The following is a 26,515-nucleotide window of genomic DNA, read 5'->3' as shown; positions in this document are numbered from 1 at the left end:
AAAGTCTAGCGGCATCTGATGTTGACACAAGTTTTAATTAAGCGCTCAAATAAGTTTGATGACCGTTCAAATGAAGGCCCTGATGCGCGATCCCAGACATGATATCCTGTTCGAGCCGCTGCAAATCGGGCCAGTCAGAACCAAGAACCGGTTCTATCAGGTCCCCCATTGCACCGGCATGGGCTGGCGCAGACCCAATGCACTGGCCGCCATGCGCGGGATGAAGGCCGAGGGCGGCTGGGGTGTCGTGAATACCGAATATTGTTCGGTTCACCCGACCTCTGACAACGAAGGATTTCCCAACGCAACCCTTTGGAACAATGACGATATCCGCGCGCATGCAGCGATGGTCGACGCGGTTCATGCCCATGGCGCGCTGGCTGGTGTCGAACTCTGGCTCGGGGGCGGGATGGTCACCAATCTGTCCACACGCTTGCCCCCCATGGGGCTGCGCAACAGACCGCAGACCGATAGCCGCGAGGTCATGCAGGGCCAGACGCGCAAGATCGACAAATCCGATATTCGTGACCTGCGCCGCTGGCACAGGGATGCAGCTTTGCGTGCGGTCGAGGCCGGTTTTGACATTGTCTATGTCTATGCCACCCACGGCTATCTGCTGTCAGAGTTTCTGGATGCCCAGACAAACACCCGGACCGATGAATATGGCGGCAGTCTGGAAAATCGGGTGCGGCTGGTCCGCGAACTGATCGAAGAAACCCGCCAGGCGGTCGCCGGACGCGCTGCTGTTGCCACCCGCTTTACCGTCGATCTGACCGACCCCGAGAGCTATGATGCCTTTGGCCTTTTGGCAGAGCTGCCCGATCTATGGGACCTCACGGTGCATGACTACGCGGTCGAAATGGGCCACTCCCGCTTTGTCAAAGAAGGCGCGTTGGTCCCCGATGTCGCACGCGCCAAAGAACTGACAAGCAAACCCGTCGTGGCCGTGGGCCGCTTTACCTCGCCCGATGCGATGGCGCAGATCATTCGGTCAGGTTCGCAGGATCTGATCGGTGCGGCGCGCCCTTCGATCGCGGACCCCTTCCTGCCCGCCAAGATCGAGACCGGACGCAGCGCGGACATTCGCGAATGTATCGGCTGCAACATCTGTTATGCCAGCGACAGCCTGCACGTCCCGATCCGCTGCACCCAGAACCCGACGATGGGCGAAGAATGGCGGCTTGGATGGCACCCCGAATATCTGCCCCCTGCCCCTGAACCCCAAAAAGTCCTTGTCGTCGGCGCAGGCCCGGCAGGGCTCGAGGCTGCACGCGCCCTTGGGGCCCAAGGCCACAACGTCATGCTGGCCGAGGCACAGCGCAGCTTGGGCGGGCGCGTCACGAAAGAGGCCCGCCTTACGGGGCTGTCAGAATGGGCAAGGGTCCGCGACTGGCGTGTTGGGCAGATCGACAAACTTTCAAATGTGCAAGTGTTCCGCGAAAGCCGGATGACGGCAGCCGATGTCTTGGACTTGGGCGTAGACCATGTGCTGGTCGCAACTGGTGCTATCTGGACGACCGACGGCATTGGACGCCAAAGCGCGCAAGGCTTTGAAACCCCCGATCCGGCGATGCTTTTGAACCCTGATACGGTTCTGAATGGCGGTGAAGTGCCAAAGGGACATATCGTCGTCTATGACGATGACCATTACTACCTTGGCCCGCTTCTCGCGCTCGAACTGGTCAAACGCGGCAATACCGTCACATTTGTTACGCCGCAGGGACGCGCCTGTGAATTTGGCAGCTTCACCCAAGAGCAGGATCAGACGGTCGCGGCTTTGCTGGAAGCGGGTGTCACGATCCAGACGAACCAAGTGGTCAAGACAGCGCAGAAGGCCGCAGCCGTGCTGTCCTGTGTCTTTACAGGACGCGAAACCACCCTGCCTTGCGATGCCGTGATGCCGCTCACCCGCAGGATCCCTGTCACCGACCTTTACGACGATCTCATGGCTCTGCCGGATTTGCGCGGGATCACATCTGTCACACGGATCGGCGATGCCGAGGCCCCCTCGATCATCGCCGCTGCGGTCTACGCGGGCTACCGCGCTGCGATGGAACTGGGCAAAGACAGCGACCAATGCGCCCGCTATGGCAAGCGCGAGCATCCCAAGCTGGACTAGGCCGCCATATCGGCCGAGACTTTTTCCAGCGCTTTTTCCAGAATATCAAACATCTCGTCGATTTGGTCGATTGTAATGATCAGCGGCGGCGAGAACACAGCCATGTTGATGAGAGGCCGGACCATCAACCCAAGTTCTTCACAAGCTGCATCAATCCGCGCGCCAAGCGTGCGCTCTGCCTCCAGATTCTTGCCCTTGCCTTCGATACAGCCGATCAGCCCCATGCCACGCGCATCGCCCACAATATCGAACCGCAGCAAGGCTTTCAGGCGGGCCTGAAAATGTGGCGTCACGGCGCGAACGTGCTCCAATATGCCTTCGCGCTCCATGATCTCGATATTCTTCAAAGCGGCCACGCATGACACCGGATGGGCCGAATAGGTATAGCCGTTGGTAAAGGCCGAGGCTTCACCAAGGCCCGTCATCTGCTCCATTACGCGGTCTGAAATGATGCAGGCTCCCAAGGGCAAATACCCCGATGTCAGCCCTTTGGCAGAGGTGATGATATCGGGGACGATACCAAACACAGCCTCTGACGCGAACCAGTGGCCCAAGCGGCCAAATCCAGTGACCACTTCGTCCGAGATATAGAGAATGTCATTGGCGCGGCAAATCTCCCAGGTGCGCTTGTGATAGCCCTCTGGCGGGACGATCACGCCGCCCGAACTCAGGATCGGCTCTGCGATAAACGCGCCGATGCGGTCAGCGCCCAAACGCGCAATCGCATTCTCCAGATCGGCCACTTTCGCGTCACACCAATCGTCGACACTCATCCCTTCGGGGCGGCGATAGGGGTTCACGTCGGGCAGGAAATGCACAAGCCGGGTTTCAAAGTCGAAATGGCTTTGGTCGCGTTCCTTGCCCGTCACCGAATGGGCCAGATAGGTCGATCCGTGATAGCCTTTTTCGCGGGCGATAATCAGCTTTTTGTCAGGCAAGCCACGGCGGTTGTTGAAATACTGCATCGTGCGCAGCGCGGTATCGACAGCTGTTGATCCGCCGGTCGTGAACATGACGTTATTCAGATCACCCGGTGCCATCTCGGCAATCTTCTTGGCCAAAAGCGCAGAAGGTTCGGTGGCATTGGTAAAGGGCGAGGTATAGGAGAGTTTGATCACCTGATCGGCAATCGCTTCGGCCATTTCGCGGCGGCCATATCCGATCTGGCTGCACCACATGCCGCCCGGTCCGTCAATATAGCGTTTCCCGTCTGCATCCCAGAAATAGATACCCTTAGCGCTATCAACCATCATGTTGTCATAGGTGCGCCAGTCATCCATCGCCGCCCAAGGGTGGATCTGATGTTCCCGATCCCATTTCGAGAGCGTTTCCGCGGACGGGGTATTGGGGCGGGAATGCAGCGTTGGGCTTGCCTTGGTCATGATGGTCTCCAAGTCAGTTTCAAAAGGGGTGCGGCGGTGTAGCGCGCGCGCGTTGATTGATAAAAAAGGGCTTGTCTTGCAGGGTGACCGGGACCAGTCTTTTGTCCCATCTGCCTTCTTCATTGACGTAAATCTCGGCCCAGAGATCATCCTTGATCTCGATCCCGTAAGGGGCTTTCAGCTCGGCCAGGGCGATATTGCGCTTTGTGGTCGGGGACCAGACCCCCGAGGTGACAAAGCCCACCTCTTTCTTTTTGCGATGGTAAATCAATGCGCCATTGGCCGGCTTGAACCCCGCGATGTCGATCTTGGCCAAAGTATAGCGTGCGCCAGCCTCGCGGTGTTGCAGCAGCGCGCGGCGTCCGTTGAAATGGCCTTTGTCGAAATGCACCATCTTGCCAAAGCCCAGTTCGATCGGGGTGCGCCCGCGATGCAGACGCATCACCGCATGCACGGGCTGAAAATCAACGCCCGCCGCAACAAAGCCCGCCTCGATCCGGCAGAGGTTCAGCGCTTCGAACCCGATGGCACGCACGCCCCAATGATCGCCCGCGGCCCAAAGCCTGTCCCAAAGATCGAGCGCCTTGGCCTTTGGCACCCAAAGCTCATAGCCTAAATCGCCTGTAAAGCCGGTGCGCGAAATCCAGATATCGGGTTCCACTTCGCGCCAATCGAAGGGTTTCATGTTCTGCGCCGCAGCAAAGCCCGCATCTTGCAGCAATGACCACGATGTCGGGCCTTGCAGGGACAGGCCTGCGATTGCATCGCTTTCATCCAAGACCTGCGCATCGAAACCCCAAGCCGTGTCCAAAAGCCAAGTCAGCATCGGTTCCTGACAACACAGGCGAAAATCCGTGGCGCTGAACCGGAACAGGGTGCCATCGTCGATCAGCATCCCTTCCTCATCGCACCACATGACATAGCCGACGCGACCATCTGCAATCTTGGTCACATCGCGGGTCACGAGCCGGTTCATCACCGCCGCGGCATCCGGCCCCGTCACCCTATACTTGTGCATCGGCGAGATATCAAAAAGCGTGGTCTGATTGCGGATCGCGAAATACTCGAACTCGACCGTGTCCAGAACCAAAGGCGAGATGAACCCGGCCCAGCCGGTCCATGATTTGGCTCGGCTCAGCGGTTCCAGACGCGCATGGAACGGTGTCTCGATCAGACCCATGGGCACATGATTGACTTTGACCATCACCGCAGCACCCCGTCCTTGATCACTTGCATCGCGGCGTTGCGGCCAGCGGCCCCCATCACGTCCCCCCCCGGATGCGCAGAAGCCCCGCAAAGATAAAGCCCCCCGACACCAAAGGCATAGCGGGCCATCAGATTGGCGGGCCGCACCGTCAAAATCTGGTCGATCCCCATTTCCGCATGGTGCCAATGCCCGCCCGGTGCGCCGGTCATGGTCTCGATATCCGCAGGCGAGAGTACCTGAGAATGGGTGATCAGTTCACCAATCCCCGGCGCATAGGCTTCGAGCGTTTGCACCACGCGGTCCAGCAGGTCTGCGCGGGCAGCGTCGGTCCAGCCACCCTCCAAACCATGCGGGACGTAACTGACAATGGCCGAAAGGATATGGGTGCCATCGGGTGCAAGCGTCGTGTCTGTCAACGTCGGGATGACAGCCTCGATCAACGGGGACTTTGAGATGCCGCCATATTTTGCGGGGTTAAAGGCGCGTTCGACCGCGACCGCCGAAGGTGCGACCAGCAAGCGGCCCGCTGTTTGTTCACGCGTGAGCCCCGTAAAGGCTGGCAGATTGCGCAGGACCAGATTGACCTTTGCCGTGGTCCCCTTGTTACGCAGATGCCGCATACGGCGTGTCGCCTCGACATCGAAATGGGCGATGCCGGCGATCTGCATGGTCTGCATTGCCCCCGCACTCGACAGCACGGCATCGGCGTGGATCGTCGTCCCGTCCGAAAGCAGCACGCCTTGCACCCTGTCGTTGGCGATCACCAGCGATGCAATATCCACGTCTGTGCGGATCTGCACGCCCTGCTTGGTCGCTGCATCGGCAAAGGCTGCGGCAACCGCACCCATCCCGCCAATGGGCAATGTCACATCGCCGCCATTGCCCAAGCGGTACATCAACGAAAACACGGTTCCGGGCGACCGTGGCCCGGCATAGGCCCCACGCACCGCATCAGCAGCCAAGGCCCCCGCCAAAGGCCCGTCCGATAGTTCATCCAAAATCAGATCATAGGCATTCGACAGGATCACACGCAGAAACTCGCGCATTTCCACCTTGCCCAACCGCTTCAGCCCGAGCCCCAGTTTGCCCAGCGCCATCATCTCTTGCAGGGTCTTGGCATTCAGCATCCCGCCCGCCAATGCAGGTGGTGCGCCTTCGGCCAACTGCCCCAAAAGGGCTGCGAACGTCTTGAGCCGCTGATAGAGAGCCGCATAGGCCGCCGCATCGGGATGCGCGTCACCATTGGCGTATTGGGCCGTCTTGCCTTGGATCACGACATGCTGTTGCGCGGGGCAAAGCGCTACCGTCGGCAAGGCGCGGCTGGCAATCTTCAGCCCCAGGCTTTTGGCCACGCCCGGATTCAGGTTGTAAAGCAAATGCGCCATTTCAGGAAGGGTGGCACCCCCCAGATCAGCGGATCTGGACATGCCCCCAATCCGGTCTGCACGCTCTAGCACACAGACAGATTTGCCCTGTTGCGCAAGGGTCGCGGCGGCGGTCAACCCGTTGTGTCCTGCGCCAATCACAACGGCATCAAAGCGGTTATCGGTCATCTGCCCCCCTTTATGCCGCAAAGTCGGGCATGGATTTGCCCTTGCCGATATTGCGCAGGATTTCCCGTGCGGCGTTGGCACCGGGTGCGGCCATCACGCCACCACCGGGGTGCGCCGAAGAGCCCACGATATACATGCCCCGAATAGGGGTGTCATATTGGGCGTAACCCGGCACCGGACGGTTAAAGAGAAGCTGGTCAAAGGTCAGTTCGCCTTGGAAAATATTGCCTTCGGTCAGACCCACCTCGCGTTCGATGTCCCAAGGGGTGCGCACCTCTGCGTGGACCACCCGCTCGCGAATGTCCGGACAGGCCACTGCAATCTTGTCCAGCACACAATCCGCCATCGCCTTACGCGTGGCATCATTCCAGTTTTCGCCGCTGCGCACGCCATCAACCTCAAGGTCGTAGGGCGCGTATTGCACAAAGACCGTCATCATATGTTTGCCGGGTGGCGCCATTGTCGGATCGATCTGGCTGGGGATCAGCATATCGAAATAGGGGTCCTGCGACCAACGCCCGTCTTTCCAGTCGTCATAGGCACGCTCCAACTCGTTCAATGTCGTGGAACAATGCATGTCGCCGCGCAGGAAGGTGGCCCCCTTGGGGGCTGCGGGGAAAGATGGCAGCCGGTCCAGCGCGATATTCAGTTTGGCCGACGATCCTCTGATCTTGAAGCGCTCGACAGCTTTGGTGAAGGCGCTTGGCAAGGCCGCGCGGTCTGTATGCTGCAAGAAGGTGCGTTTGACGTCCATGTTCGAGGCGACAATCGGCGCATGGTATTCATCGCCGTTCTCAAGCGCGACCCCTGTGACTTTGCCATTGCGCACAAGGAACTGGTCAACGCCCGCGCCTTTGATGATCTCGCCACCGGCCTCTTCGAATGCCGCGCCCAAAGCGTTGGAAATGGCCCCCATGCCGCCACGGGCAAAGCCCCAAGCACCAATCGCCCCGTCAACATCGCCCATATAGTGGTGCAGCAAGACATAAGCGGTGCCGGGGGAATAGACGCCCAAGCCTGTCCCGATGATCCCTGCACCCGCGATATGGGCTTTGACCAGATCGCTTTCGAAGTATGAATCGAGAAAATCACCGATCGACATTGTCCAGAAACGCAGGGTCTCGCCCAGTTCTTTCGCGCCAAGGCCGTGGGCCTGTTTGACCAGAAACAGCAGTTCGGACAAATCGCGCGGCCGCAGCGAGGTTGGATCAGGCGCATTGCGCAGCAGGAACGGCCGGATAAAACGGCACTGGCGGATCACGGCCTGACTGAAGCGGTCATAGGCATCGGCATCGCGCGGGCTATGGCGCGCCAACTCGCGCCGCAACGCATCGTGATCGGACATATAGGCGAAATAATCCCCCTCGGGGGTAAAGGTCGCACCGCCCTCGTAAGGAATGACCTGCAAGCCAAAGCGCGGCAGCTCCAGATCCCGCACGATCTCGCGTCGCAACAGCGAACAGACGTAGGAACAGTTCGAATACGTCCAGCCATCAATCAGTGAACGGCTGACCGCGGCCCCGCCGATCCAGTCGTTCTTTTCAACCACCAGCGTCTTGAGCCCAGCCTTGGCCAGATAGCAGGCCGTCGTCAGCCCATTGTGTCCAGCGCCCGCGACAATCGCGTCATATGTATCGTGCTTTGCCACGCTTTGCCCTCTTGTGTTCTTGCCAGCCTAACGCGCAGGCAAATGGGGGTAAAGTTTTTTGAGCGCTCAAACAAATAAATTGCGGCTGACACATGCGGGCGATTGTGGGACAAGGGGCCAGACACTGGAAAAGAGCCAATCGCGTGACGACTGACCTATCGACGCAACGCCCGCGCAAAGAGCGCAAGGAAAACGCCGACAAGCGCCGTGCGCAGCTTTTGGACGCGACGCGCCGGTCGATTGTGTCCAAAGGCTTGGCCAAGACCACGCTGGCCACAGTCGCTGCCGAGGCAGGACTGTCCCAAGGTGTCGCCGTCTTTTACTTCAAATCAAAGACCGGGCTGCTGACCGAAACCTTGCGCGATCATTACCAGAAATACGACCAGAACTGGAAGCAGATGCTTGCCGCTGCGGGTGACGATCCGCTTGAGCAGGTGATGGCCATGATCCGCGCCGACTTTGCGCCCGCTGTCTGCGGCCCAGAAAGCCTTGCCCTGTGGTTCGCCTTCTGGGGCGAGGAAAAATACACGCCGCAATATGCCGCCCTTTCGACCGAATTCGATATCGCGCATCGGGACGCCATGCGGGCGATCTGTGCAAGACTTCTGGCCGCTGCCCCCGCGTCTGCCGGTATCGAAGTCTCTGACTGGATCGAAAACGTCACCGATGGCTACTGGCAAAAGCTGCACCTGTTTCCCGACACAACTACGCCGGATCTGGCTGTCGCCGCGACATTCCGGCTGCTGGCGCGCCTGCTGCCGGAATATGCGGATCGGATTCTGGTCGACTGAGGGTCGCCTATAGGCTTTGCCGCGCAGTTTTGCGGCCTGATGTCTTGCCGGCCAATGCCGCGACACATGGCAGACCCGCAGAGGATCACCGCCTGTTGCCCCGGGTTCTCTATCCTTGGCTGCATCGCCATCTACGGCGCCATGACCGTGATCGCGCCACAGACACCCCCAAAGGCAGCCTCCTCAATCTGGCGTGCCGGTGCCGTCATCCGACCATTTGGCCGCAAGGTGGGACCCGTCGCAGAAGGGCTTGTTCTTGGACAGCCCGCAACGGCAAAGCGAACATGTCGGAGTGACCAAGGAACAAGGTAGCGGGCCAGCCTGCGCGCAAGAAGCCAAAGACAGCACAAAGGCACATTTGCTTGAAAGCCAAAAGCTCTGAGCAGCCGTCATGCCGGCGATCGGCTCCCTGCAATCAGCTCGCTTCGCGCTCTGCCCAGCCTGCGAAAATCCGTTCCAGAATGATCACCGCATAGTACAAAAGAATACCCAGAAACGCCAATGCGATCAGAACCGCGAACATCAGCGGATAGTCCCCGTTTGTCTCGCCTGACTTGAACAAGGCCCCCAAACCGCGCCCGTGCGGGCTGATGATTTCCACAAGGTTTGTGCCGATAAACGCCAAAGTCGCCGAGACTTTGAGCGCGCCAAAGAATTCGGGCAATGTCTTGGGCAATGCGATCTTGCGGAAGATCGTCAGCCGCGACGCGCCCAATGCGCGCAGGATATCGCGGTATTCGGGTTCGAGCGTCGACAGCCCGATGCCCACCGAAACCGCGATCGGAAAGAACGAGATCATGAAGGCCATGAGGATCGTGTTGAAATCATGCTGGCCGATAAAGATCAGCGAAATCACAGGCACCAGCGTGGCCTTGGGAATTGCGTTAAAGCCCACCAGAAGCGGGTAAAGCGCATCGCGTGCGATCTTGGAAAAACCGATGATCATGCCGATCGCAGTTCCAAACACGACCGCCAAAAGCAGACCGGCAACGGTGCGCCACAGGGTTTGCCAGCCCATTGTCAGGAAGAGTTCCTTGTACCTCCAAAACGCTGGCGGCAAATCAGAAGGCGAGGCCATTTTGTAGTTCGGCCAGTCATTGACCCAGACCAAAAGTTCCCACAGTCCAAGAAAGGCGACAATCGCCAAGACGGGTACAGCAATCTTCCGCAGCATCAGTGTTCCTCTGGATTGCGGCCCTGCGCAATCTTGATTTGGTCGCGCAGGATATGCAGCATCTCGGCCGCCTTTGGCGTATAAAGAGAATCCAATGTCCGATCCTCGGGCAGATCGACATCCATGACATACTGGGTGCGGGCAGGTCTGCCAGACAGAACAATGACCTGATCGCCCAAGAACACGCTTTCACGCAGATCATGGGTGATCAGCACTGCCGTAAAGGGTTCAGCACGGCGCAGATCGCGCATCGTTTGCCACAGGTCTTCGCGGGTAAACGCATCAAGCGCGCCAAAAGGCTCATCCATGATCAGCACGTCCGGCTTGTGGACAATGGATCGGCACAGCGACGCACGCTGGCGCATGCCACCCGACAATTCGGAGGGTCGCTTGTTCTCGAAACCCGTCAGCCCAACCATGTCGAGCAATTCCATCGCGCGTGCAATGCGATCTGCCCGCGACATACCGGTCGCGACAATTTCCAGTGGCAGGATCACATTGTCGAGGATCGTCCGCCACTCCAGAAGAACCGGGTTCTGAAACGCCATGCCCACCGTCTTGCGCGGCCCTTTGACCCTTTCGCCATGCAGCCAGACCTCGCCCTCGTCGGGTTTCATCAGGCCCGCAACCAGCCGGGTCAGTGTGGACTTGCCACACCCCGAAGGCCCGACGACCGCGGCAAAGGTGCCTTCGGGCACGGCGACATCAAGACCGTCCAGAACCGGCAATGGGCCGGATGCGGTGTGATAAGCGTGCTTGACGCCCTTTATTTCAATGAGATTTTCGATGGACCCTGCCCCTTTAAAAGCAGGCCGTCACACAAGATGGTGACGGCCTACATTTTTTCTTATTCCAGCATCAAGCTGCCGTCTGTCGGCAGAAAGCTTGCATCAAAATACAGCGATGCATCAGGCGTTGTCTGGAAGTCGTAAACAGACTTGGTCTGCTCGATCGCGCTCAACATGCGGTCTGCGTCAATGGACCCCATGCCGTTCGCCTTAACGAAATCGGTAAGAACATTGGCATCAATCGACATCTGCAAACGCTCCGTTTCAAGTGCGGCATCTGCTGCGGGGTTACGCTGGATCAAGGCAGCAATTGCGGCATCAGGTGTAGCAATCGCATCTTTCCAGCCCTTGCCGACCGCTCTGAGGAACCCTGTCACGAGTTCAGGATTGGCCGCCGCAAAGTCCGTATTCACGATGATCGCATTGCCATAAAGGTCAACGCCATAATCGGCCATCAACAGAACCGAGATGTCATCGGCCGGCACGCCAAGACGCTTGAGGTTCAGCGTCGAGGAGAAGGAAAAGCCAGTGATGGCCGCAACCTGTCCTTCGGCCAACATCGGTTCGCGTGTTGGAAAGCCGACAGGCTCGACCGTGATCGCGCTGACATCAATGCCAGTTTCGGCAGCAAAGATCGGGAACTGTGCCCATGCGCCATCCGGCGGCGGCGCACCCAGCACTTTGCCTTCCAGATCAGCCGGTGCTTCAACGCCCAGCGACTTGCGACCAACGACCGCAAAAGGTGGCTTATCATAGACCATCATGACCGCGGTGACCGGTGCGCCGGGGTTCTGGTCCAGAAAGCGCATCAAGGAGTTGATATCGGCAAAACCGATCGGAAATGCCCCTGTTGCCACCTTCGGGATCGCGTCCAGAGAACCAGCGCCTTCACTGATCGTGACGGTCAGACCTTCTTCGGCAAAATATCCCGCATCGAGTGCATGAAAATATGGCGCAGAAGGTCCCTCGAACTTCCAGTCCAATGCAAAGGGCATGTCGGTTTGTGCAAATGCGGGCGTCGTCAGAAGCGTGGCGGCGGCCGCAAGAACGATCTTGTGGAGTGTCATTTTGGGATCCCTGTTTTTCTAAAACCTCAGAGACATTCGCAAATGGCACCAAGGGTGGACAGCACACAAAAAAGGCAATGCGGCAAATCACGGGTTGAAGAAGACTGCTGCCTAATTGTTAGGCTATAAATCCAACTATGCAAAATATTTTTGCTACTCTCGCATGAATGGCGTCAAAATACGCTATAACCAGCAACAACCAGCAGATGAATGCCCGCCGTGAACGCGGTTCTAGAATCCCGTTCTGACGGCATTTTCGTCGCATTCAGCACGAAAGACTATCCTCGTGACTGCCACCCCGGATGTCCTTGCGTTGAGACCCCACCGGCATGTCCCAATGGCAGGCGAAAAGCCCCTTTACCAAATCCAGAACGGCGCTGATTTTCCGGCCATCTGCTCCATCAATGGTGCCCGCGGCCGGACTCGAACCGGCACGGCCTTGCGGCCAAGAGATTTTAAGTCTCCGATGTCTACCATTCCACCACGCGGGCACGGTTTCATTCCTACGCATCGCAGGCAGGGTCGGCAAGACGTGATCAGAGATCGGTCTCGATTGGCTCTTGCAGCAAGGACCGTTCTTGCAGCCAAGGGTTCATTTCTACAGCCGCACGCAGGGTCACTTGCGCCTCTTCGTTGCGCCCCAGGCCCATCAAAGTCAGCGCTTTTCCGGAAAGCGCCGCGATGTGGTTCGGCGTAATTTCAAGTGCACGGTCCAGATCGGCCAAAGCCGATTCATAATCCTGCCCAAGGAAGCTCGCAAATGCACGTTGATTGTACCCTTCGGCATAATCCGGGCAGTATTCCACCAGACGGGTCAGCACATTGCGCGCGCCCAGAAAATCGTAGTTGGACCGGCGCTGCATCCCCTCATCCAGCAAAGCTTGCGCCGTCGCATCAGGGGCATCTGTCCAAAGCGACCACAGTTCCTGGGTCAAGACACGCGCATCCCCTTCACCACGCGCTTCACCCAAAGCCGTGACGATTTCGTCAAACCGCGCGCTGTGGTCCGTCACAGGCGGACAGACCTGAGCAAGCGCGGGCGCTGCGGAAAAACAAAGGGCGATCATCCATCTCATGCCCTAAATATTTGCGGCAGTTGCGCAATCGGTCAAGTCACGACATGCCCGCAGGCGATAAAGGCGCAAGTCCTTCCTCTTTCACAGCCTGCATCGCGACATAGGTCGACGTATTGGATACATGCGGCAGGGTCGATATTTTTTCTGCCAAAACAGCGCGGTAGCCAGTCATCCCAGCCGTGCGCACCTTCAAGAGGTAATCAAACGCACCTGCGATCAAATGACACTGCTCGATTTCCGGCACACGAATCACAGCGGCATTGAAAGCGGCCAAGGCGGCTTCGCGGGTGTCAGACAGTTTGACTTCGACAAAGGCGATATGATCGCGGCCTAACCGGATCGGATCATAAAGCGCGCGGTACCCCCGGATCACACCGCTGTCCTCAAGCCGCTTCAGCCGTGCTTGTGTCGGTGATTTCGACAATCCGATCCGGCGCGCCAGTTCGGTCACGCTGATCCGTCCTTCCACAGTCAGGATATCGAGAATCTTGCGATCAAACGGATCAAGGTCAGAAGACTTTTCGCCCATAAAAATGCCCTTCAATAAGTCCAAAACACGTCATGTGACCTATACTGCAGTCCATTCGACTAATCAAACCGCGCTATGATGGGGCAAACCTGACAGGAGCCCGCCATGCCGCGCGATCACACCACCGATATCCGCCACCAGATTGATCTGGCCATGTATCAAGACGAAGCCGCAGCACTTCACAAACTGGTCGCTACAGCAAACCTTGCGGACACCGACCGCACGCGGATCAGTGTCAAGGCGGCTGAACTTGTCGCGCAGATCAGAAACAGTTCCGAACCGGGGCTGATGGAGGTCTTTCTGGCCGAATATGGCCTTTCCACCGACGAAGGCATCGCGCTCATGTGTCTGGCCGAAGCGCTTTTGCGTGTGCCGGATGCGGAAACAATGGATGACCTGATCGAAGACAAGATAGCGCCCTCTGATTGGGGCAAGCATCTGGGGCATTCGGCCTCCTCTCTCGTGAATGCCTCCACCTGGGCGCTGATGCTGACAGGGCGCGTGCTGGACGATGAAAAACCGGGCCTGACACGCCATTTGCGCAGTGCTGTCAAACGGCTGGGCGAGCCTGTGATCCGCACCGCCGTGGCGCGGGCCATGCGCGAAATGGGCCGTCAATTCGTGCTGGGCGAAGACATCGCCAAAGCGATGAAACGGGCCGAGGGGATGCAGGCCAAGGGCTTTACCTACAGCTATGACATGCTGGGCGAAGCCGCCCGCACAGAGGCCGATGCGCGCGGCTATCACCTCGCCTATTCGCGCGCGATCAGTGCCATTGCGGGGCATTGCACCCGCAATAGCGTGGCCGAGAACCCGGGCATCTCGGTCAAGCTCTCTGCGCTGCATCCCCGCTACGAGGTCGCACAAGAGGCCCGCGTCATGGAAGAACTGGTGCCGCGCGTGCGCGCTCTTGCCTTGCTCGCGAAGTCAGCAGGCATGGGCTTCAACATCGACGCGGAAGAGGCCGACAGGCTGTCGCTCTCGCTTGATGTGATCAGCGCGGTGCTTGCCGAACCCGCGCTCTCGGGCTGGGACGGTTTTGGTGTCGTCGTGCAGGCCTACGGGCAACGCGCACCGCTGGTGATTGATTATCTGGACGATCTTGCGACGCGGCTGGACCGCAAAATCATGGTCCGCTTGGTCAAAGGCGCCTATTGGGACGCCGAGATCAAGCGCGCGCAGGTCCAGGGCATAGATGGGTTTCCGGTCTTCACCGCCAAACACCACACCGATATCAGCTATATCAGCAATGCCCGCAAGCTGCTCGGGTTGACCGGCCGCATCTATCCGCAGTTTGCGACGCATAATGCCCATACGGTCGCCGCTATCCTCGACATGGCCCAGCAGATGGGGCGGGGTACGGATGATTTCGAGTTCCAGCGGCTGCATGGCATGGGTGAAACGCTGCACACGCTCGTGCTCAAGGCTGAGAACACGCGCTGCCGGATCTACGCGCCCGTTGGCGCCCACGAAGACCTGCTGGCCTATCTTGTGCGCCGGTTGCTCGAAAACGGGGCGAACTCCAGCTTCGTCAACCAGATCGTGGACGAAAACGTGCCCCCGGCAGTGGTCGCGGCCTGCCCGTTTGACAGCATCGGGCGGGCTCCGGACCTGCCCACCGGTCCAAACCTCTTTCAACCCGAACGCATCAACGCCAAAGGTTGGGACCTGACCCATGCGCCCACCCTGAACACAATCGCCAAAGCCCGCGATCCACATCAATCCGCGCAATTCGTGGGCCACCCCCTCACTTCTTCCGAGCCCAAATATCCCCGCCGGAGGCTCCAAGACCCGATCCCAATCACCAACCCGGCCAAGCCGGGCGATACAGTGGGTCAGGTCCAGATCGCCACGCCGGACGATATCGAAACGGCCTTGGCCAGTGCGCACCCTTGGACAGCCGAGGTCACGACACGCGCCGCAGCACTGAATGCCGCCGCCGATGCCTTTGAGACCCATGCCGCAGAGCTTTTTGCCATCCTCGCCCGCGAGGCAGGCAAAGGCCTGCCCGATGCGGTGGCAGAGTTGCGCGAAGCGGTTGATTTTCTGCGCTACTACGCCGCCCAAGCGCGCGCGGAACAAACGCCGTGCGGCGTCTGGACCTGCATCAGCCCGTGGAACTTTCCATTGGCGATCTTTACCGGGCAAATCGCGGCGGCACTCGCTGCAGGCAATGCAGTGCTGGCCAAACCGGCCGAGCAAACCCCGCTCATCGCGACCCGCGCCGTGGCCCTGCTGCATGCCGCAGGGGTACCTGACACCGCCCTGCAACTGCTCCCCGGTGGCGGCGATATCGGGGCGGCCCTCACAGGTGATGCGCGGATCAACGGCGTGGCCTTCACCGGCTCAACTGCCACTGCCCTGAAAATTCGCGCAAACATGGCCGCCCATTGCGCGCCCGGCACACCGCTGATCGCGGAAACCGGCGGCTTGAACGCGATGATCGTGGACAGTACCGCCCTGCCCGAACATGCAGTACGCGATATCATCAACGGGGCGTTCCGCTCTGCCGGACAGCGCTGCTCGGCCTTGCGTTGCCTTTATGTGCAGGAAGATATCGCAGACCCTCTGATCAAGATGCTCAAAGGGGCGATGGACGAATTGCGCGTCGGTGATCCGTGGTATCTGGCCACAGACCTGGGCCCCGTGATTGACGCCGCAGCGCATAAGACAATCGCCGACCACATCGCCTCAGCAGGGCAAGAAGGCCGGATCATCCACCAGATCAAAGCCCCCGACCAAGGGTATTTCATCGCACCCACTGCCATCCGCGTGAACGGGATCGCGGATATGACCAAGGAAATCTTCGGTCCCGTTCTGCATATCGCTACCTTCAAGTCGCATGAACTCGATGCGGTGATCGCAGCGATCAACGCCACCGGCTATGGCCTGACCTTCGGCCTGCATACGCGGATCGACGACCGCGTGCAGACCGTTGTGGAAAAGGTCAAAGCGGGCAACATCTATGTCAACCGCGACCAGATCGGCGCGATTGTGGGCAGCCAGCCCTTTGGTGGCGAAGGCCTGTCAGGAACAGGGCCAAAGGCGGGTGGGCCACATTATCTGCCACGCTTTGCGGCACACCCTGCACCTGTCGCCAACGGACATTGGGCCAATGCAGCGAACCTGAAAAGTCTTGCGCAAAGACTGGCCGCAGGCAGCACCGCGACCCTGCACGCCCCGACCGATCTGCCCGGTCCGACCGGCGAATCCAATCGTCATAGCCTGCACCCGCGCGGCCCGATCCTTTGCATGGGTCCCGGTGCCGCCGCGGCACAGGACCAAGCCACCGCCGTGCAAGCCTTGGGCGGGATCGCCGTGTCTGCAGAGGGTGACATCACACCGGACACGCTCGCCACTCTAGAGCCGCTCGCAGGGGTGATCTGGTGGGGGGACACGACAACCGGACGCGCGATTGAAACGGCACTGAGCCAGCGCAAAGGCCCGATTACAGCAGTGATCACAGGTCTGCCAGACGCAGCGCATGTGCTGCATGAACGCCATGTTTGCATCGACACCACAGCCGCAGGCGGGAATGCCGCACTCTTGGCAGAGGTTGGCGGCCCAGCTTTGACTTGACCAGTGCGATCACATCAGGGACGGTCGCGATATGTTACCCATTCGCGACCATAACCCGTCCCAGCGCACGCCCTATATCACGCTGATCCTGATCGCCCTGAACGTGGCGATCTTTCTGGCCGGGCTTGTCCTGTTTCAGGACCAGCGGGCGCTTTCGCAACTCTACTATAACTACGCCCTGTTGCCTGTGCGACTGTCCAACGGTGAAAATTACACCGCCTTGGTGACTTCGATTTTCCTGCACGGCGGCATTATGCATCTTGCAGGTAACATGCTGTTTTTATGGATTTTCGGGGACAATCTCGAAGACGAGATGGGCCATATTCCGTTCCTGATCTTCTATCTGGCCTGCGGCATCGCTGCGAGCTTTGCGCAATATGTGACCGACCCTGGCTCAACGATCCCGACCGTCGGCGCATCTGGCGCGATTGCAGGGGTGATGGGCGGCTATCTGTTGCTTTTTCCCAAGGCGCGCGTGGATATTTTTATCTTCTTTATTGTCTTTTTCCGCATCCTGCCGATCCCGGCATGGATCATGCTGGGGCTGTGGTTCGCACTGCAGCTTTTCAACGGGCTGAGCGTCGACACCTCGATGGGTGGCGTCGCCTATTGGGCACATGCCGGCGGGTTTGTGATCGGTTTCGCGCTCACATTGCCGCTCTGGTTCAAGCTGGGAGGCACGCTTTTTTGGCGGCAGACACACGGCCATCCGCCGCATCCGGAAGCGACCTATGCGCGCAGTTCTGTTCCGATTGTCCGGCGTTAAGACTTGCGGATGACTTTGGCAAAAGTCTCGAATATCGGCTCGTTCGCACAGATCATCTGACCGCTGCCAAAGATGTCTTCCTCTGGGTTCAGCGCTTCGACGATCCCGCCAGCCTCGCGGACGATCACAAGTCCGGCGGCGATATCCCACGCGTGCAAACCACGCTCCCAATAGCCGTCATAGCGCCCTGCGGCAACATAGGCCAAATCCAAAGCGGCAGCCCCGAACCGACGCACACCTGCACAGGCGGGCAGCAGACGGGCCAGATCTTGCAGCGTTTCGGGTAAATCCATCCTGCCACCGAAAGGCAGGCCAGTGGCGAAAATACTCTCGATCATCTTGTGGCGGCTGGACACGCGCAAACGGCTTTCGTTCAGCCACGCGCCGCCGCCCTTTTCGGCATAGAACATCTCGTCCTTCACCGGATCATAGACAACGCCCGCCACGATCTGGCCTTTGTGCTCCAGCGCGATGGATACGGCCCAATGCGGCAGACCGTGCAGGAAGTTCGTGGTCCCATCCAGCGGATCAACGATCCAGCGCCGGGTGGGGTCCTCGCCCGCGATCTCTTTGCCTTCTTCGCCCATGAACCCGTAGGACGGGCGGGCGTGCATCAATTCTTCCTTGATCAATGCTTCGGCGGCCTTGTCGGCACGGCTGACAAAATCTCCCGGACCTTTGGTGCTGACTTGCAGGTTTTCGACCTCGCCAAAGTCCTTGAGCAACCCACGCCCCGCTTTACGGGCGGTTTTCATCATCACGTTCAGGTTTGCGCTGCCAGCCATCAGGTCCGTCCTTGGTTCGGGATCAAGCGCGGCGTATAGGCCCCAATGCCATGCGAGGCAAGGCCCTCAGGCGCGTTGCAGTTTCACCGCTTCCTGACGGGCCAAGCGGATCAGATGGGCCATGAACGGGCGGCTGGTATCTTCGGACCGCGTTGCCGCATAGAGCCTGCGGGTGATGCCCGCTTTGGTCAGCGGTTTGGTCACGTAATCAGAGCTGTAGCGGACTTGCCGCACCACCCAGTCGGGCAGGACCGCAACCCCGCGATTGGACGCCACCAGCAACAGGATCACGGCGGTCAACTCGACCTGACGCACCGCAGCAGGTTCAACCTTGGCAGGGGTCAAGAGCTGCGAGAAGATATCAAGCCGCGCGCGGTCAACGGGATAGGTGATCAGCGTCTCACCACGGAAATCCTCGGCTTCGATCACGTCTTTTTGGGCCAAGGGATGCGAGGCAGAGGCCACAAATACAGGTTCATAGTCGAAGAGTGGCGTAAAATCGGTTTCGGGCAGGTCTTCGGGGTCGGATGAAACGACCAAATCGACCTCTTCCTTGCGCAGCGCTGGCAGCGCGTCAAAAGCCAGACCGGGACGGATATCGACATCGACCTCGGGCCATGCTTTGCGAAACTGCTCGAGCACCGGAAACAGCCATTCAAAACAGGCGTGACATTCAATCGCGATATGCAAACGACCGGAACTGCCCGCAATCAGCCCAGAGAACTCTTCCTCCAAGGCCGCGACCTGCGGCAGGATTTTCTCGGCCGCCGCCAGCATCTTCATCCCTGCCGCCGATAGCTTGAGCGGCTTGGACCGGCGCACGAAGAGTTCGACTCCGGCCTGATCCTCGATCCCCTTGATCTGATGGGACAAGGCTGACTGCGTGATATTCAACTGATCCGCCGCACGGGCCAACCCGCCGGTGTCATGGATCGCCTTGATTGTGCGCAGATGCCGGAACTCGATATGCATATGTGAGCGATCCTCATTACCTTAGTGAAGTTTATGAATTTGCCTCATCTCAATAGAGGTGAGAGAAGTGCAAATCAAGCAAGAGGTGCGCCATGTCTGTCCCGACCGTTTCTTTCGAATTCTTTCCGCCGAAATCCCTTGAAGGGTCTTTCCGGCTTTGGGACTGCGTCAACACATTGGCTCCGCTGGACCCAAGCTTTGTATCAGTCACCTATGGTGCTGGCGGCACGACCCGCAAACTGACACATGAAGCGGTGGCGACCATTCACAAAACCAGCGGCTTGAACGTGGCTGCACACCTCACTTGCGTCGACGCGACCAAGGCCGAAACGCTGGAGATCGCCCAAAGCTATGCCGATGCGGGGGTACGCGAGATCGTGGCCCTGCGCGGCGATGCCCCCAAAGGCGCAACCAAGTTCACAGCACACCCCGAAGGCTTTGCCAGTTCCGTCGATCTGATCGCAGCCTTGGCGGACACAGGTCATTTCAACATCCGTGTGGGCGCCTATCCTGAAAAGCACCCCGAAGCCGCTGATCAAACCGCCGATATCGCGTTCCTCAAGCGCAAGATTGACGCGGGCGCAACATCGGCCATCACGCAGTTTTTCTTCGAGGCTGATACTTTCTTCCGCTTCCGCGATGCCTGCGTCAAGGCGGGGATCGACGCGCCAATCATTCCGGGCATCCTGCCCATCGAAAACTGGGCCGGCACGCAGAAATTCGCGGCCCAATGTGGCACACATATTCCGCAGGTGATCGCGGATGCCTTCACCAATGCCACCCGCGACGGCACGACCGAACTGCTCGCCACGGCCATCGCGACAGAGCTGTGCGACGATCTGCTGGCGGGCGGCGTTGACCACCTGCATTTCTACACGCTGAACCGGCCTGAACTCAGCCGCGACATCTGTCATGCGCTGGGGATCACCCCAAAACTGCGGTTGCAAAACGTGGCCTAAATCGCCAGCTTCGGGGCAAACCATATCCGAGGCCCGATGTTTACTGCCACGTCCCCCGACCAGATGCCTGATCTGGACACCATGCTGTCCATGTCAGGGCTGGAATTCATGCAAGCGATGCGCGATGGCCAGGTCTCGCGCCCGCCGATCTCGGCCTTTATGAATTATGCGCTGGAAAGCGTGGAAGCGGGTAAAGTCGTCTTTCGCGGCACGCCTGCTTTCGAACATACCAATCCCGCTGGCGGTGTGCATGGTGGCTGGTACGGCACCTTGCTGGATAGCTGCATGTCCTGCGCGGTCATGACGATGACGCCCAAAGGATCGGTCTATACCACGCTGGAATACAAGGTGAACCTGACCGGTGCGATCCCCGTGGGTGCTGCTATTCTGGCGACAGGCATCATTGACCACGCTGGCCGTTCGACCGGCGTCGCACATGGCGAGATCAGGGATGCGAACAGTGGCAAGCTTTATGCAACAGGGTCAGCCACTTGCCTGATTATGAAACTGCGGTAGGGGCGATCTGTCGGGCATCTGCCCCTGCACACTCTCGTGGAGCCGCTCCGATCTGTCCCGCCCGATGATCCGGCGACGCCGTGACAGGAAAATCTTGGCCCAACCGTGCCAGTTTCCAAGCGACGGGGCCGCGACATCCTGTGCGAACCGTCCGCGCCAGCCCTCCGGCAGGGGCACGCCGCAATCTGACAGACGGTCCAGCATCCAGACCAGCGGGATATTCGCAAGCGGGCGCGCGGCGGGGCTTTCCCAGACCTGACCGCCCACATCCGCATGATTGCCACGAAACCAGACTTGTTCCATATGCCCCGGCCACCCCTCGGGACAGTCCCACATCACTGGCGCATAGGCCTCGCGGCGTTCGTCCAGCGCCAATGCGTGAAAACCGTGGCGGATGTGCGGCCCGAGCCTGTGGTTGTGGAAATCATGGGTCGCCTGCGCCCAGCGCCAGATGATGGGTAACCGCAAACCAAGCGCCTTGACGGTGTCCCAAACTGCCACCGCCTCGACCGCGACCTCCGCGTGGCAATAGATCCTGCGAAAATCATCCGCATAGATGCTCCGCGCGCCTGTGCGGTAGTGGCGGTAGGCTTGACGCACAGCGCGCACAGTCGCGCAATCATGCTTCACCAAACCCACCATATCAATGACACCCGCCAGCGACCGCACGGCATAAGCGCCGCGGGAATAGCCCACCAGCACGATCTGGTCGCCGGGCCGATACCGCGAGGCGACGACACCATAAGCCCTTTCGATCTGCCGGTTGATCCCCTTGCCGGTCATGACCCCCCAAGTGCCACGCCAATCGCGCCACTGGATACCGGCCTCATAGTAGACGGTCAGGTTTGCGGTGCGGCTCACCTCTTTGAGCAGCTTGAAGGTCAGTCCCGCGTTGGTCTCGTGCCCCGGCTCGAGCGATGACATCGTTCCGTCAAGGATAACCACATGGGTCGCCGGCCCCCGGAGACGGACCCCGCCTTCTTCGGTCCGGGCGCGTCTGCCGAATAGTCCAAAGAACCAATCACGCAGCTGCACTGTCACCCTTTGCTTTCTGGATCGTCTGCCAGATGCGGTGCGGCGTGAACGGCATTTCAACCTCGCGCACCCCGATATCCCAAAGCGCGTCTATGACCGCATTGCTGACAGCGGCCAGTGCGCCCACGGTCCCTGCCTCGCCACAGCCTTTCATCCCCATGGGATTGTAAAGCGACGGCGTGCACTCAGTTGAAAACCCGATCATGGGGATATCATCGGCGCGTGGCATCCCGTAGTCCATGAAACTTGCCGTGAGCAACTGGCCGTCTTCATCGAAGACAACCCGTTCGGTCAAAGCCTGCCCGATCCCTTGGGCAACACCGCCATGAACCTGCCCTTCTGCCAGCATCGGGTTGATCAGATTACCGAAGTCATCCACCACCGTGTAGCGGTCGACGGTCACGACGCCCGTGTCAGGATCAATCTCGACCTCGGTCACATGGGCACCGTTGGGAAAGCTGCGATTGTCCAGCGTGATCCTTGCGGACTGGCGCAGCAAATCTTCGCGCCCTGCGCTGCGCGCCATATCAGCCACCTCGAGCATCGTGGGCGTCAGGTTCGATCCCGCGATCCGGAAGCGTTCATCATCAAAGCTGACAGCGGCCGCATCGACGCCTTCGGCGTCCGCCAAGAAGGCCGTGAAAGCCTCCAAAATCACATCCACAGCCGCCAGTGTCGCGGTGTTCTGCACCGTGACAGAGCGCGACCCGCCGGTCCCGCCGCCCATCGCGATCCGGTCACTGTCGCCTTGCACGACCTCGATCTTGGCCGCAGGGATCCCGGTCTGGTCTGACAGGAATTGGGCATAGACCGTCTCGTGGCCCTGCCCGTTCGATTGGGTGCCGACATAGATCACTGCGCCATCTTCGACGAATTCGACCGTCGTGGTCTCGGACGGATTGCCCAGAATACTTTCGATGTAATAGCACAGGCCCTGCCCGCGCAGCTTGCCCGCAGCCTTTGACGCAGCCTTGCGCGCGGCAAAGCCATCGCGGTCGGCCTCGCGTGCTGCACTGGCCAGAACCATCGCGAAATCACCGACGTCATAGGTCACGCCGCTGACGGTGGTATAGGGAAACTGCGCTGGCGTGATAAAGTTCTTCTGGCGCAAGGCCCATCCATCGACACCCAGCTTGCGCGCGGCCTCATCCATGACACGTTCCAGAATAAAAATCGCCTCTGGTCGTCCCGCACCGCGATAGGCGTCTACGGGCGTGGTATTGGTATAAATCCCGCGGGTGCGCATATAAGCGGTCTGCACATCGTAAGTGCCCATCAGGACTTTGGCGAAAAGCTCTGTCTGGATGGCCTGCGCGAACTGCGAATTATAGGCGCCCATGTTTGCAATGGTGTCGAGATGGTATGCGGTGATCCGGTAATCTTCATCAAATGCCAGCGTCGCCGTCGTTGTCAGATCACGGCCCGCATTGTCCGATAACATCGCCTCTGTCCGTTCGGACATCCAGCGCACCGGACGGCCCAAGACGCGGGCGGCATGGGCCGCACAGAAGGGCTCTGGATAGCGCATGCCTTTCATGCCGAATCCACCGCCCACATCGGGTGTGGTGACGCGTACATCGTCTTTGCCAAGACCGAAATGATACATCAGATCGGCCTTGGGAATCCAGACGCCCTGCCCGTTGAAGGCCAGATGCAAACGGCCGTCGACAACCTCTGCGTAGCAGCCGCGCGGTTCCATCGAGTTCACGATCACCCGGTTATCAAACACCTCGACTGATACAACATGGGCCGCCGCGTCAATCGCAGCCTGTGTGGCCGCCTCGTCGCCCATGCCCCAGTCAAAGGCAAGGTTCCGGGGGGCTTCGGGGTGGATGGCATCGCCGCCAACATCCAACGCCATATGCACAGGCAGATCGTCGATCTCGAGCGCAATCATCTCTGCCGCGTCTTTGGCCGCGACAATACTATCGGCCACGATCATCGCGACAGCCTCGCCCACATGGCGGACACGACCATGCGCCAGCATCGGGCGCTCGGGTGCGGCACCTTGCGATCCGTCACGATTCTTGACCGTGTTTCCGGTCAGGCCCAGCTTCACGCCCGCCGCAACCAGATCATCGGCCGTGACAATCAGATGCACGCCCGGCATATCGCGGGCATCGTCGAGATCGAGTGCTGTGATCTCGCCGTGGGCAACAGTGGCCCGCAGGAAGTAGGCATAAAGTGCGCCCTCGGGGGCGATGTCATCCACATAACGGCCATGGCCTGTCAGGAACCGGACGTCCTCAACACGGGTGACTGACTGGCTCTTGCCGAATTTTTCCATGACATCCTCTTTCGCTTTGCATCGCAGACACTAGCGGTGCAGGGTCCCATGTCCAGCGCCAACGCCAGATCAATCGCGGGTTTGGTCGGTGACAAGCGCGACATGTCGCAAATAATCCCAAAGCTTCGCATTATCTCATAGGAGGTTCCGATGCTGCCATCCCTTGTCTTGCAAAACGGACAACTCGATCCGCTGTTGCAGCGGCAATACTGGGACGATGGCTATCTGTTCCCATTGCCCGGCCTCAGCCGCGAAGAGGCGCTGACCTATCGGGCCGAGATTGAAGCGATCGAAGAAGAATGGCTGGATAACGGCCTGCCGCTGCCGCTTAATACCTACAAACGGATCAACGCCCATCTGGTGATGCCAATGGTGGCCCAGATCGCGATGCACCCTGCCATTCTTGATGTGGTCGAAGGTATCCTTGGTCCCGACATCATGGTCTTTTCAGGCGAGTTCTTTATCAAGGAACCGCGCACAAGGCAGATCGTGTCGATGCACCAAGACCTGACCTATTGGGGCTTGGGAGCAATCGACGGGCTGGTCACGGCGTGGATTCCGCTATCTCCCGCGACACCTGCATCAGGCTGCATGGATTTCGTCCGTGCCAGCCACAAGAACGCTATTCTGCCGCACGAGGATACATTTGACGCCAACAACCTGCTGAGCCGCGGGCAAGAGGTGAAAGTCGATGTCCCTGACGACCAGAAAACCACGATCGAAATCCATCCCGGACAGATGAGCCTGCATCACGGGCTGACCATCCACGGGTCTGGCCCGAACACCAGCGATGACCGGCGGATCGCCTGCGTGATCCGTTATATCCGGCCCGACATGAAGCAACAGGTGGGCGACAAGGACTATGCGATGCTGGCGCGCGGCGAGGACCGGCATGGCAATTTCATCCATGTCCCGCCGCCAAGCACGAATTTTGCACCCGAAGCGATGGCGCTTTACGAAGAAATCCGCATCGCGCAGTCTAAGGTGATGATGAGGGGCGCCACCGGCAAAACGGAGATGTACACATAATGGAACGGGTTAAATTCACCGCAATGAAAGACGGCGACAAGGAAGACTATGATTTCCTGACCGAACACGAGGTGGAATATACCAAAGGTACAGCCGCGCGCCTGCTCAAGGCGATGGTGGCTCTGGATGAGGGCTTGTCAGGCTATCAGATCACGCGGCTGGGCCATTCGTTGCAATCGGCCACCCGCGCCGAACGGGACGGGGCGGATACGGATTGGATCGTTGCGGCCCTACTGCATGATATCGGGGATATCTACGCGCCCTATAACCACGACGAATATGCGGCGGCGATCCTGCGGCCTTTCGTGCGCGAACAGGTGGCATGGGTTGTGGAAAAGCATGGCGATTTCCAGTTACTTTATTACGGCACCCATGTCGGGGCCGATCCGCACAAGCGCGAGACCTATCGCGACAGCCCCTATTTTGACGATTGCGCCACCTTTTGCGAACGCTGGGACCAAAGCTCTTTCGATCCGGCCTATGATACGCTGCCACTTTCCCATTTTGCGGCACGGGTGGAAGAGGTCTTTGCCCGCAAACCCTATGATCCGGATGTGATCCAATCGGGGCATCGCGCACCACTTTTCAACAGCTAAGGTGGGTTTAAACCCACCTTACCCTTCCCCTTGACCGCGCGCCGCGTTATTTGCCCTGCTAACACAGCAAGGACCTTTGACGATGCCGATGGAAAAGACATTTGACGCCGCGACCGCAGAGCCCCGCATCTATCAGATGTGGGAAGAGGCTGACGCATTCAAAGCAGGTGCCAACGCCAGCCGCGACGAAACCTTCTGCATCATGCTCCCGCCCCCAAATGTCACGGGGTCATTGCACGTCGGTCACGCCTTTAACCACACGATCATGGATATGCTGACCCGCTGGAAGCGGATGCAGGGCTATGACACGCTCTGGCAACCGGGGCTGGACCATGCGGGGATCGCTACGCAGTTGATGGTCGAAAAAGACCTTGCTGCCACGCAGCAGCCCAAACGGGTTGATATGGGCCGCGAAAAATTCCTTGAGAAAGTCTGGGAATGGAAAGCCGCCAAAGGGGGCACCATCGAACAGCAAGCCCGCCGTCTGGGCGACAGCATGGACTGGTCCCGGTCCGCCTTTACCATGTCGGGGGCCGAAAGCGCGCCCGCCACCGAAAAGCCCGGCAATTTCCACGACGCCGTGATCCGCGTTTTCGTAGATATGTACAACAAGGGCCTGATCTATCGCGGCAAGCGTCTGGTCAACTGGGACCCGCA

General features: G+C 59.3%; 23 protein-coding genes and 1 tRNA gene. 9 read left to right on the top strand and 15 right to left on the bottom strand.

Going from position 1 to position 26,515, the window contains the following annotated elements; genetic code table 11:
• The first annotated feature begins 82 nt into the window (after positions 1-82).
• Positions 83-2,119: an FAD-dependent oxidoreductase gene (locus tag NWQ23_RS07280; RefSeq protein ID WP_306165599.1), complete on the top strand. Its 2,037-nt coding sequence runs from the start codon at positions 83-85 to the stop codon at positions 2,117-2,119.
• Here NWQ23_RS07280 and NWQ23_RS07275 read toward each other — a convergent pair.
• From NWQ23_RS07275 to NWQ23_RS07260, 4 genes are read right to left on the bottom strand one after another with little or no spacing between them, the layout of a single operon-like run.
• Positions 2,116-3,501: an aminotransferase gene (locus NWQ23_RS07275; protein ID WP_306165598.1), complete on the bottom strand. Its 1,386-nt coding sequence runs from the start codon at positions 3,499-3,501 to the stop codon at positions 2,116-2,118. The two genes, NWQ23_RS07280 and NWQ23_RS07275, sit on opposite strands and share 4 nt — an antisense overlap.
• Before the next feature lie 19 nt (positions 3,502-3,520).
• Positions 3,521-4,705, bottom strand: a complete 1,185-nt coding sequence (locus tag NWQ23_RS07270) for an aminomethyltransferase family protein (RefSeq protein WP_306165597.1) — start codon at positions 4,703-4,705, stop codon at positions 3,521-3,523.
• The gene (locus NWQ23_RS07265) at positions 4,705-6,261 is read right to left on the bottom strand and encodes an NAD(P)/FAD-dependent oxidoreductase (RefSeq protein WP_306165596.1); all 1,557 of its coding nucleotides are present in this window, start codon (positions 6,259-6,261) and stop codon (positions 4,705-4,707) included. Before NWQ23_RS07265 ends, NWQ23_RS07270 begins: the two co-directional genes overlap by 1 nt.
• A gap of 10 nt (positions 6,262-6,271) precedes the next feature.
• Positions 6,272-7,909 (bottom strand): NAD(P)/FAD-dependent oxidoreductase, encoded by a 1,638-nt coding sequence (locus tag NWQ23_RS07260; RefSeq protein WP_306165595.1) that lies wholly within the window; start codon positions 7,907-7,909, stop codon positions 6,272-6,274.
• 143 nt (positions 7,910-8,052) lie between these two features.
• On the opposite strand from NWQ23_RS07260, the gene NWQ23_RS07255 reads away from it, so the two are divergent.
• Positions 8,053-8,700: a TetR family transcriptional regulator C-terminal domain-containing protein gene (locus NWQ23_RS07255; protein ID WP_306165594.1), complete on the top strand. Its 648-nt coding sequence runs from the start codon at positions 8,053-8,055 to the stop codon at positions 8,698-8,700.
• A 183-nt stretch (positions 8,701-8,883) separates the two neighbouring features.
• Here the strand turns inward: NWQ23_RS07255 and NWQ23_RS07250 are convergent, their stop codons facing one another.
• The 7 genes from NWQ23_RS07250 to NWQ23_RS07220 form a co-directional block, all read right to left on the bottom strand.
• A complete protein-coding gene (locus NWQ23_RS07250; RefSeq protein WP_306165593.1) occupies positions 8,884-9,093 on the bottom strand; it encodes a CDGSH iron-sulfur domain-containing protein in 210 nt (69 codons plus the stop codon).
• Between the two features lie 22 nt (positions 9,094-9,115).
• Positions 9,116-9,874, bottom strand: a complete 759-nt coding sequence (locus NWQ23_RS07245) for an ABC transporter permease (protein WP_306165592.1) — start codon at positions 9,872-9,874, stop codon at positions 9,116-9,118.
• Positions 9,874-10,662, bottom strand: coding sequence for an ABC transporter ATP-binding protein (locus tag NWQ23_RS07240; protein WP_306165621.1), 789 nt, complete (start codon positions 10,660-10,662; stop codon positions 9,874-9,876). Before NWQ23_RS07240 ends, NWQ23_RS07245 begins: the two co-directional genes overlap by 1 nt.
• 59 nt (positions 10,663-10,721) lie before the next feature.
• A complete protein-coding gene (locus NWQ23_RS07235) occupies positions 10,722-11,729 on the bottom strand; it encodes an ABC transporter substrate-binding protein (protein WP_306165591.1) in 1,008 nt (335 codons plus the stop codon).
• A 405-nt stretch (positions 11,730-12,134) separates the two neighbouring features.
• Positions 12,135-12,220 (bottom strand) — tRNA-Leu (locus tag NWQ23_RS07230).
• A gap of 45 nt (positions 12,221-12,265) precedes the next feature.
• Positions 12,266-12,805 carry a tetratricopeptide repeat protein gene (locus tag NWQ23_RS07225; protein WP_306165590.1) on the bottom strand — a complete coding sequence of 180 codons (540 nt, stop codon included), beginning with the start codon at positions 12,803-12,805 and terminating at the stop codon, positions 12,266-12,268.
• A 37-nt stretch (positions 12,806-12,842) separates the two neighbouring features.
• A complete protein-coding gene (locus tag NWQ23_RS07220; protein WP_306165589.1) occupies positions 12,843-13,334 on the bottom strand; it encodes an Lrp/AsnC family transcriptional regulator in 492 nt (163 codons plus the stop codon).
• Positions 13,335-13,439: 105 nt separating this feature from the next.
• Here NWQ23_RS07220 and putA point away from each other — a divergent pair, with 105 nt between their 5' ends.
• Both putA and NWQ23_RS07210 read left to right on the top strand, forming a co-directional pair.
• Entirely contained in the window at positions 13,440-16,913 is a 3,474-nt protein-coding gene (gene putA / locus NWQ23_RS07215) for a bifunctional proline dehydrogenase/L-glutamate gamma-semialdehyde dehydrogenase PutA (RefSeq protein ID WP_306165588.1), read from the top strand.
• A 31-nt stretch (positions 16,914-16,944) separates the two neighbouring features.
• Positions 16,945-17,679, top strand: coding sequence for a rhomboid family intramembrane serine protease (locus NWQ23_RS07210; RefSeq protein ID WP_306165587.1), 735 nt, complete (start codon positions 16,945-16,947; stop codon positions 17,677-17,679).
• On the opposite strand, the gene NWQ23_RS07205 is transcribed toward NWQ23_RS07210, so the two are convergent.
• Together NWQ23_RS07205 and NWQ23_RS07200 are read right to left on the bottom strand one after the other, a co-directional pair.
• The gene (locus tag NWQ23_RS07205) at positions 17,676-18,464 is read right to left on the bottom strand and encodes an inositol monophosphatase family protein (protein WP_306165586.1); all 789 of its coding nucleotides are present in this window, start codon (positions 18,462-18,464) and stop codon (positions 17,676-17,678) included. The genes NWQ23_RS07210 and NWQ23_RS07205 overlap by 4 nt on opposite strands.
• 66 nt (positions 18,465-18,530) lie before the next feature.
• Complete coding sequence (locus NWQ23_RS07200) at positions 18,531-19,436, bottom strand: LysR family transcriptional regulator (RefSeq protein WP_306165585.1); 906 nt, start codon at positions 19,434-19,436, stop codon at positions 18,531-18,533.
• 92 nt (positions 19,437-19,528) lie between these two features.
• Here NWQ23_RS07200 and metF point away from each other — a divergent pair, with 92 nt between their 5' ends.
• Both metF and NWQ23_RS07190 read left to right on the top strand, forming a co-directional pair.
• Positions 19,529-20,395 carry a methylenetetrahydrofolate reductase [NAD(P)H] gene (gene metF / locus NWQ23_RS07195; protein ID WP_306165584.1) on the top strand — a complete coding sequence of 289 codons (867 nt, stop codon included), beginning with the start codon at positions 19,529-19,531 and terminating at the stop codon, positions 20,393-20,395.
• Between the two features lie 36 nt (positions 20,396-20,431).
• Positions 20,432-20,911 carry a PaaI family thioesterase gene (locus NWQ23_RS07190; RefSeq protein WP_306165583.1) on the top strand — a complete coding sequence of 160 codons (480 nt, stop codon included), beginning with the start codon at positions 20,432-20,434 and terminating at the stop codon, positions 20,909-20,911.
• Here NWQ23_RS07190 and NWQ23_RS07185 read toward each other — a convergent pair.
• Positions 20,879-21,946 (bottom strand): DUF2235 domain-containing protein, encoded by a 1,068-nt coding sequence (locus NWQ23_RS07185; protein WP_306165582.1) that lies wholly within the window; start codon positions 21,944-21,946, stop codon positions 20,879-20,881. The genes NWQ23_RS07190 and NWQ23_RS07185 overlap by 33 nt on opposite strands.
• Positions 21,933-24,233, bottom strand: a complete 2,301-nt coding sequence (locus NWQ23_RS07180) for a xanthine dehydrogenase family protein molybdopterin-binding subunit (RefSeq protein WP_306165581.1) — start codon at positions 24,231-24,233, stop codon at positions 21,933-21,935. Before NWQ23_RS07180 ends, NWQ23_RS07185 begins: the two co-directional genes overlap by 14 nt.
• Before the next feature lie 150 nt (positions 24,234-24,383).
• On the opposite strand from NWQ23_RS07180, the gene NWQ23_RS07175 reads away from it, so the two are divergent.
• From NWQ23_RS07175 to NWQ23_RS07165, 3 genes are all read left to right on the top strand, one after another.
• The gene (locus tag NWQ23_RS07175; RefSeq protein WP_306165580.1) at positions 24,384-25,262 is read left to right on the top strand and encodes a phytanoyl-CoA dioxygenase family protein; all 879 of its coding nucleotides are present in this window, start codon (positions 24,384-24,386) and stop codon (positions 25,260-25,262) included.
• A complete protein-coding gene (locus NWQ23_RS07170) occupies positions 25,262-25,858 on the top strand; it encodes an HD domain-containing protein (RefSeq protein WP_306165579.1) in 597 nt (198 codons plus the stop codon). Before NWQ23_RS07175 ends, NWQ23_RS07170 begins: the two co-directional genes overlap by 1 nt.
• Positions 25,859-25,940: 82 nt before the next feature.
• Positions 25,941-26,515, top strand: a 575-nt coding sequence (locus NWQ23_RS07165; protein ID WP_306165578.1) for a class I tRNA ligase family protein, incomplete at its 3' end; no start/stop codon positions are given.

The sequence above is a fragment of the Yoonia sp. genome, from assembly GCF_030731595.1.
Classification (GTDB): domain Bacteria; phylum Pseudomonadota; class Alphaproteobacteria; order Rhodobacterales; family Rhodobacteraceae; genus Yoonia.
Note: the sequence above shows the minus strand (reverse complement) of the source record. Positions and strands in the feature narration are given on the sequence as shown.

Coding starts and splice junctions, on each gene's coding strand:
- NWQ23_RS07280 (WP_306165599.1), top strand. CDS start 83: ATGCGCGATCCCAGACATGATATCCTGTTCGAGCCGCTGCAAATCGGG.
- NWQ23_RS07275 (WP_306165598.1), bottom strand. CDS start 3,501: ATGACCAAGGCAAGCCCAACGCTGCATTCCCGCCCCAATACCCCGTCC.
- NWQ23_RS07270 (WP_306165597.1), bottom strand. CDS start 4,705: ATGGTCAAAGTCAATCATGTGCCCATGGGTCTGATCGAGACACCGTTC.
- NWQ23_RS07265 (WP_306165596.1), bottom strand. CDS start 6,261: ATGACCGATAACCGCTTTGATGCCGTTGTGATTGGCGCAGGACACAAC.
- NWQ23_RS07250 (WP_306165593.1), bottom strand. CDS start 9,093: ATGACGGCTGCTCAGAGCTTTTGGCTTTCAAGCAAATGTGCCTTTGTG.
- NWQ23_RS07245 (WP_306165592.1), bottom strand. CDS start 9,874: ATGCTGCGGAAGATTGCTGTACCCGTCTTGGCGATTGTCGCCTTTCTT.
- NWQ23_RS07235 (WP_306165591.1), bottom strand. CDS start 11,729: ATGACACTCCACAAGATCGTTCTTGCGGCCGCCGCCACGCTTCTGACG.
- NWQ23_RS07225 (WP_306165590.1), bottom strand. CDS start 12,805: ATGAGATGGATGATCGCCCTTTGTTTTTCCGCAGCGCCCGCGCTTGCT.
- NWQ23_RS07220 (WP_306165589.1), bottom strand. CDS start 13,334: ATGGGCGAAAAGTCTTCTGACCTTGATCCGTTTGATCGCAAGATTCTC.
- putA (WP_306165588.1), top strand. CDS start 13,440: ATGCCGCGCGATCACACCACCGATATCCGCCACCAGATTGATCTGGCC.
- NWQ23_RS07210 (WP_306165587.1), top strand. CDS start 16,945: ATGTTACCCATTCGCGACCATAACCCGTCCCAGCGCACGCCCTATATC.
- NWQ23_RS07205 (WP_306165586.1), bottom strand. CDS start 18,464: ATGGCTGGCAGCGCAAACCTGAACGTGATGATGAAAACCGCCCGTAAA.
- NWQ23_RS07200 (WP_306165585.1), bottom strand. CDS start 19,436: ATGCATATCGAGTTCCGGCATCTGCGCACAATCAAGGCGATCCATGAC.
- metF (WP_306165584.1), top strand. CDS start 19,529: ATGTCTGTCCCGACCGTTTCTTTCGAATTCTTTCCGCCGAAATCCCTT.
- NWQ23_RS07190 (WP_306165583.1), top strand. CDS start 20,432: ATGTTTACTGCCACGTCCCCCGACCAGATGCCTGATCTGGACACCATG.
- NWQ23_RS07180 (WP_306165581.1), bottom strand. CDS start 24,233: ATGGAAAAATTCGGCAAGAGCCAGTCAGTCACCCGTGTTGAGGACGTC.
- NWQ23_RS07175 (WP_306165580.1), top strand. CDS start 24,384: ATGCTGCCATCCCTTGTCTTGCAAAACGGACAACTCGATCCGCTGTTG.
- NWQ23_RS07170 (WP_306165579.1), top strand. CDS start 25,262: ATGGAACGGGTTAAATTCACCGCAATGAAAGACGGCGACAAGGAAGAC.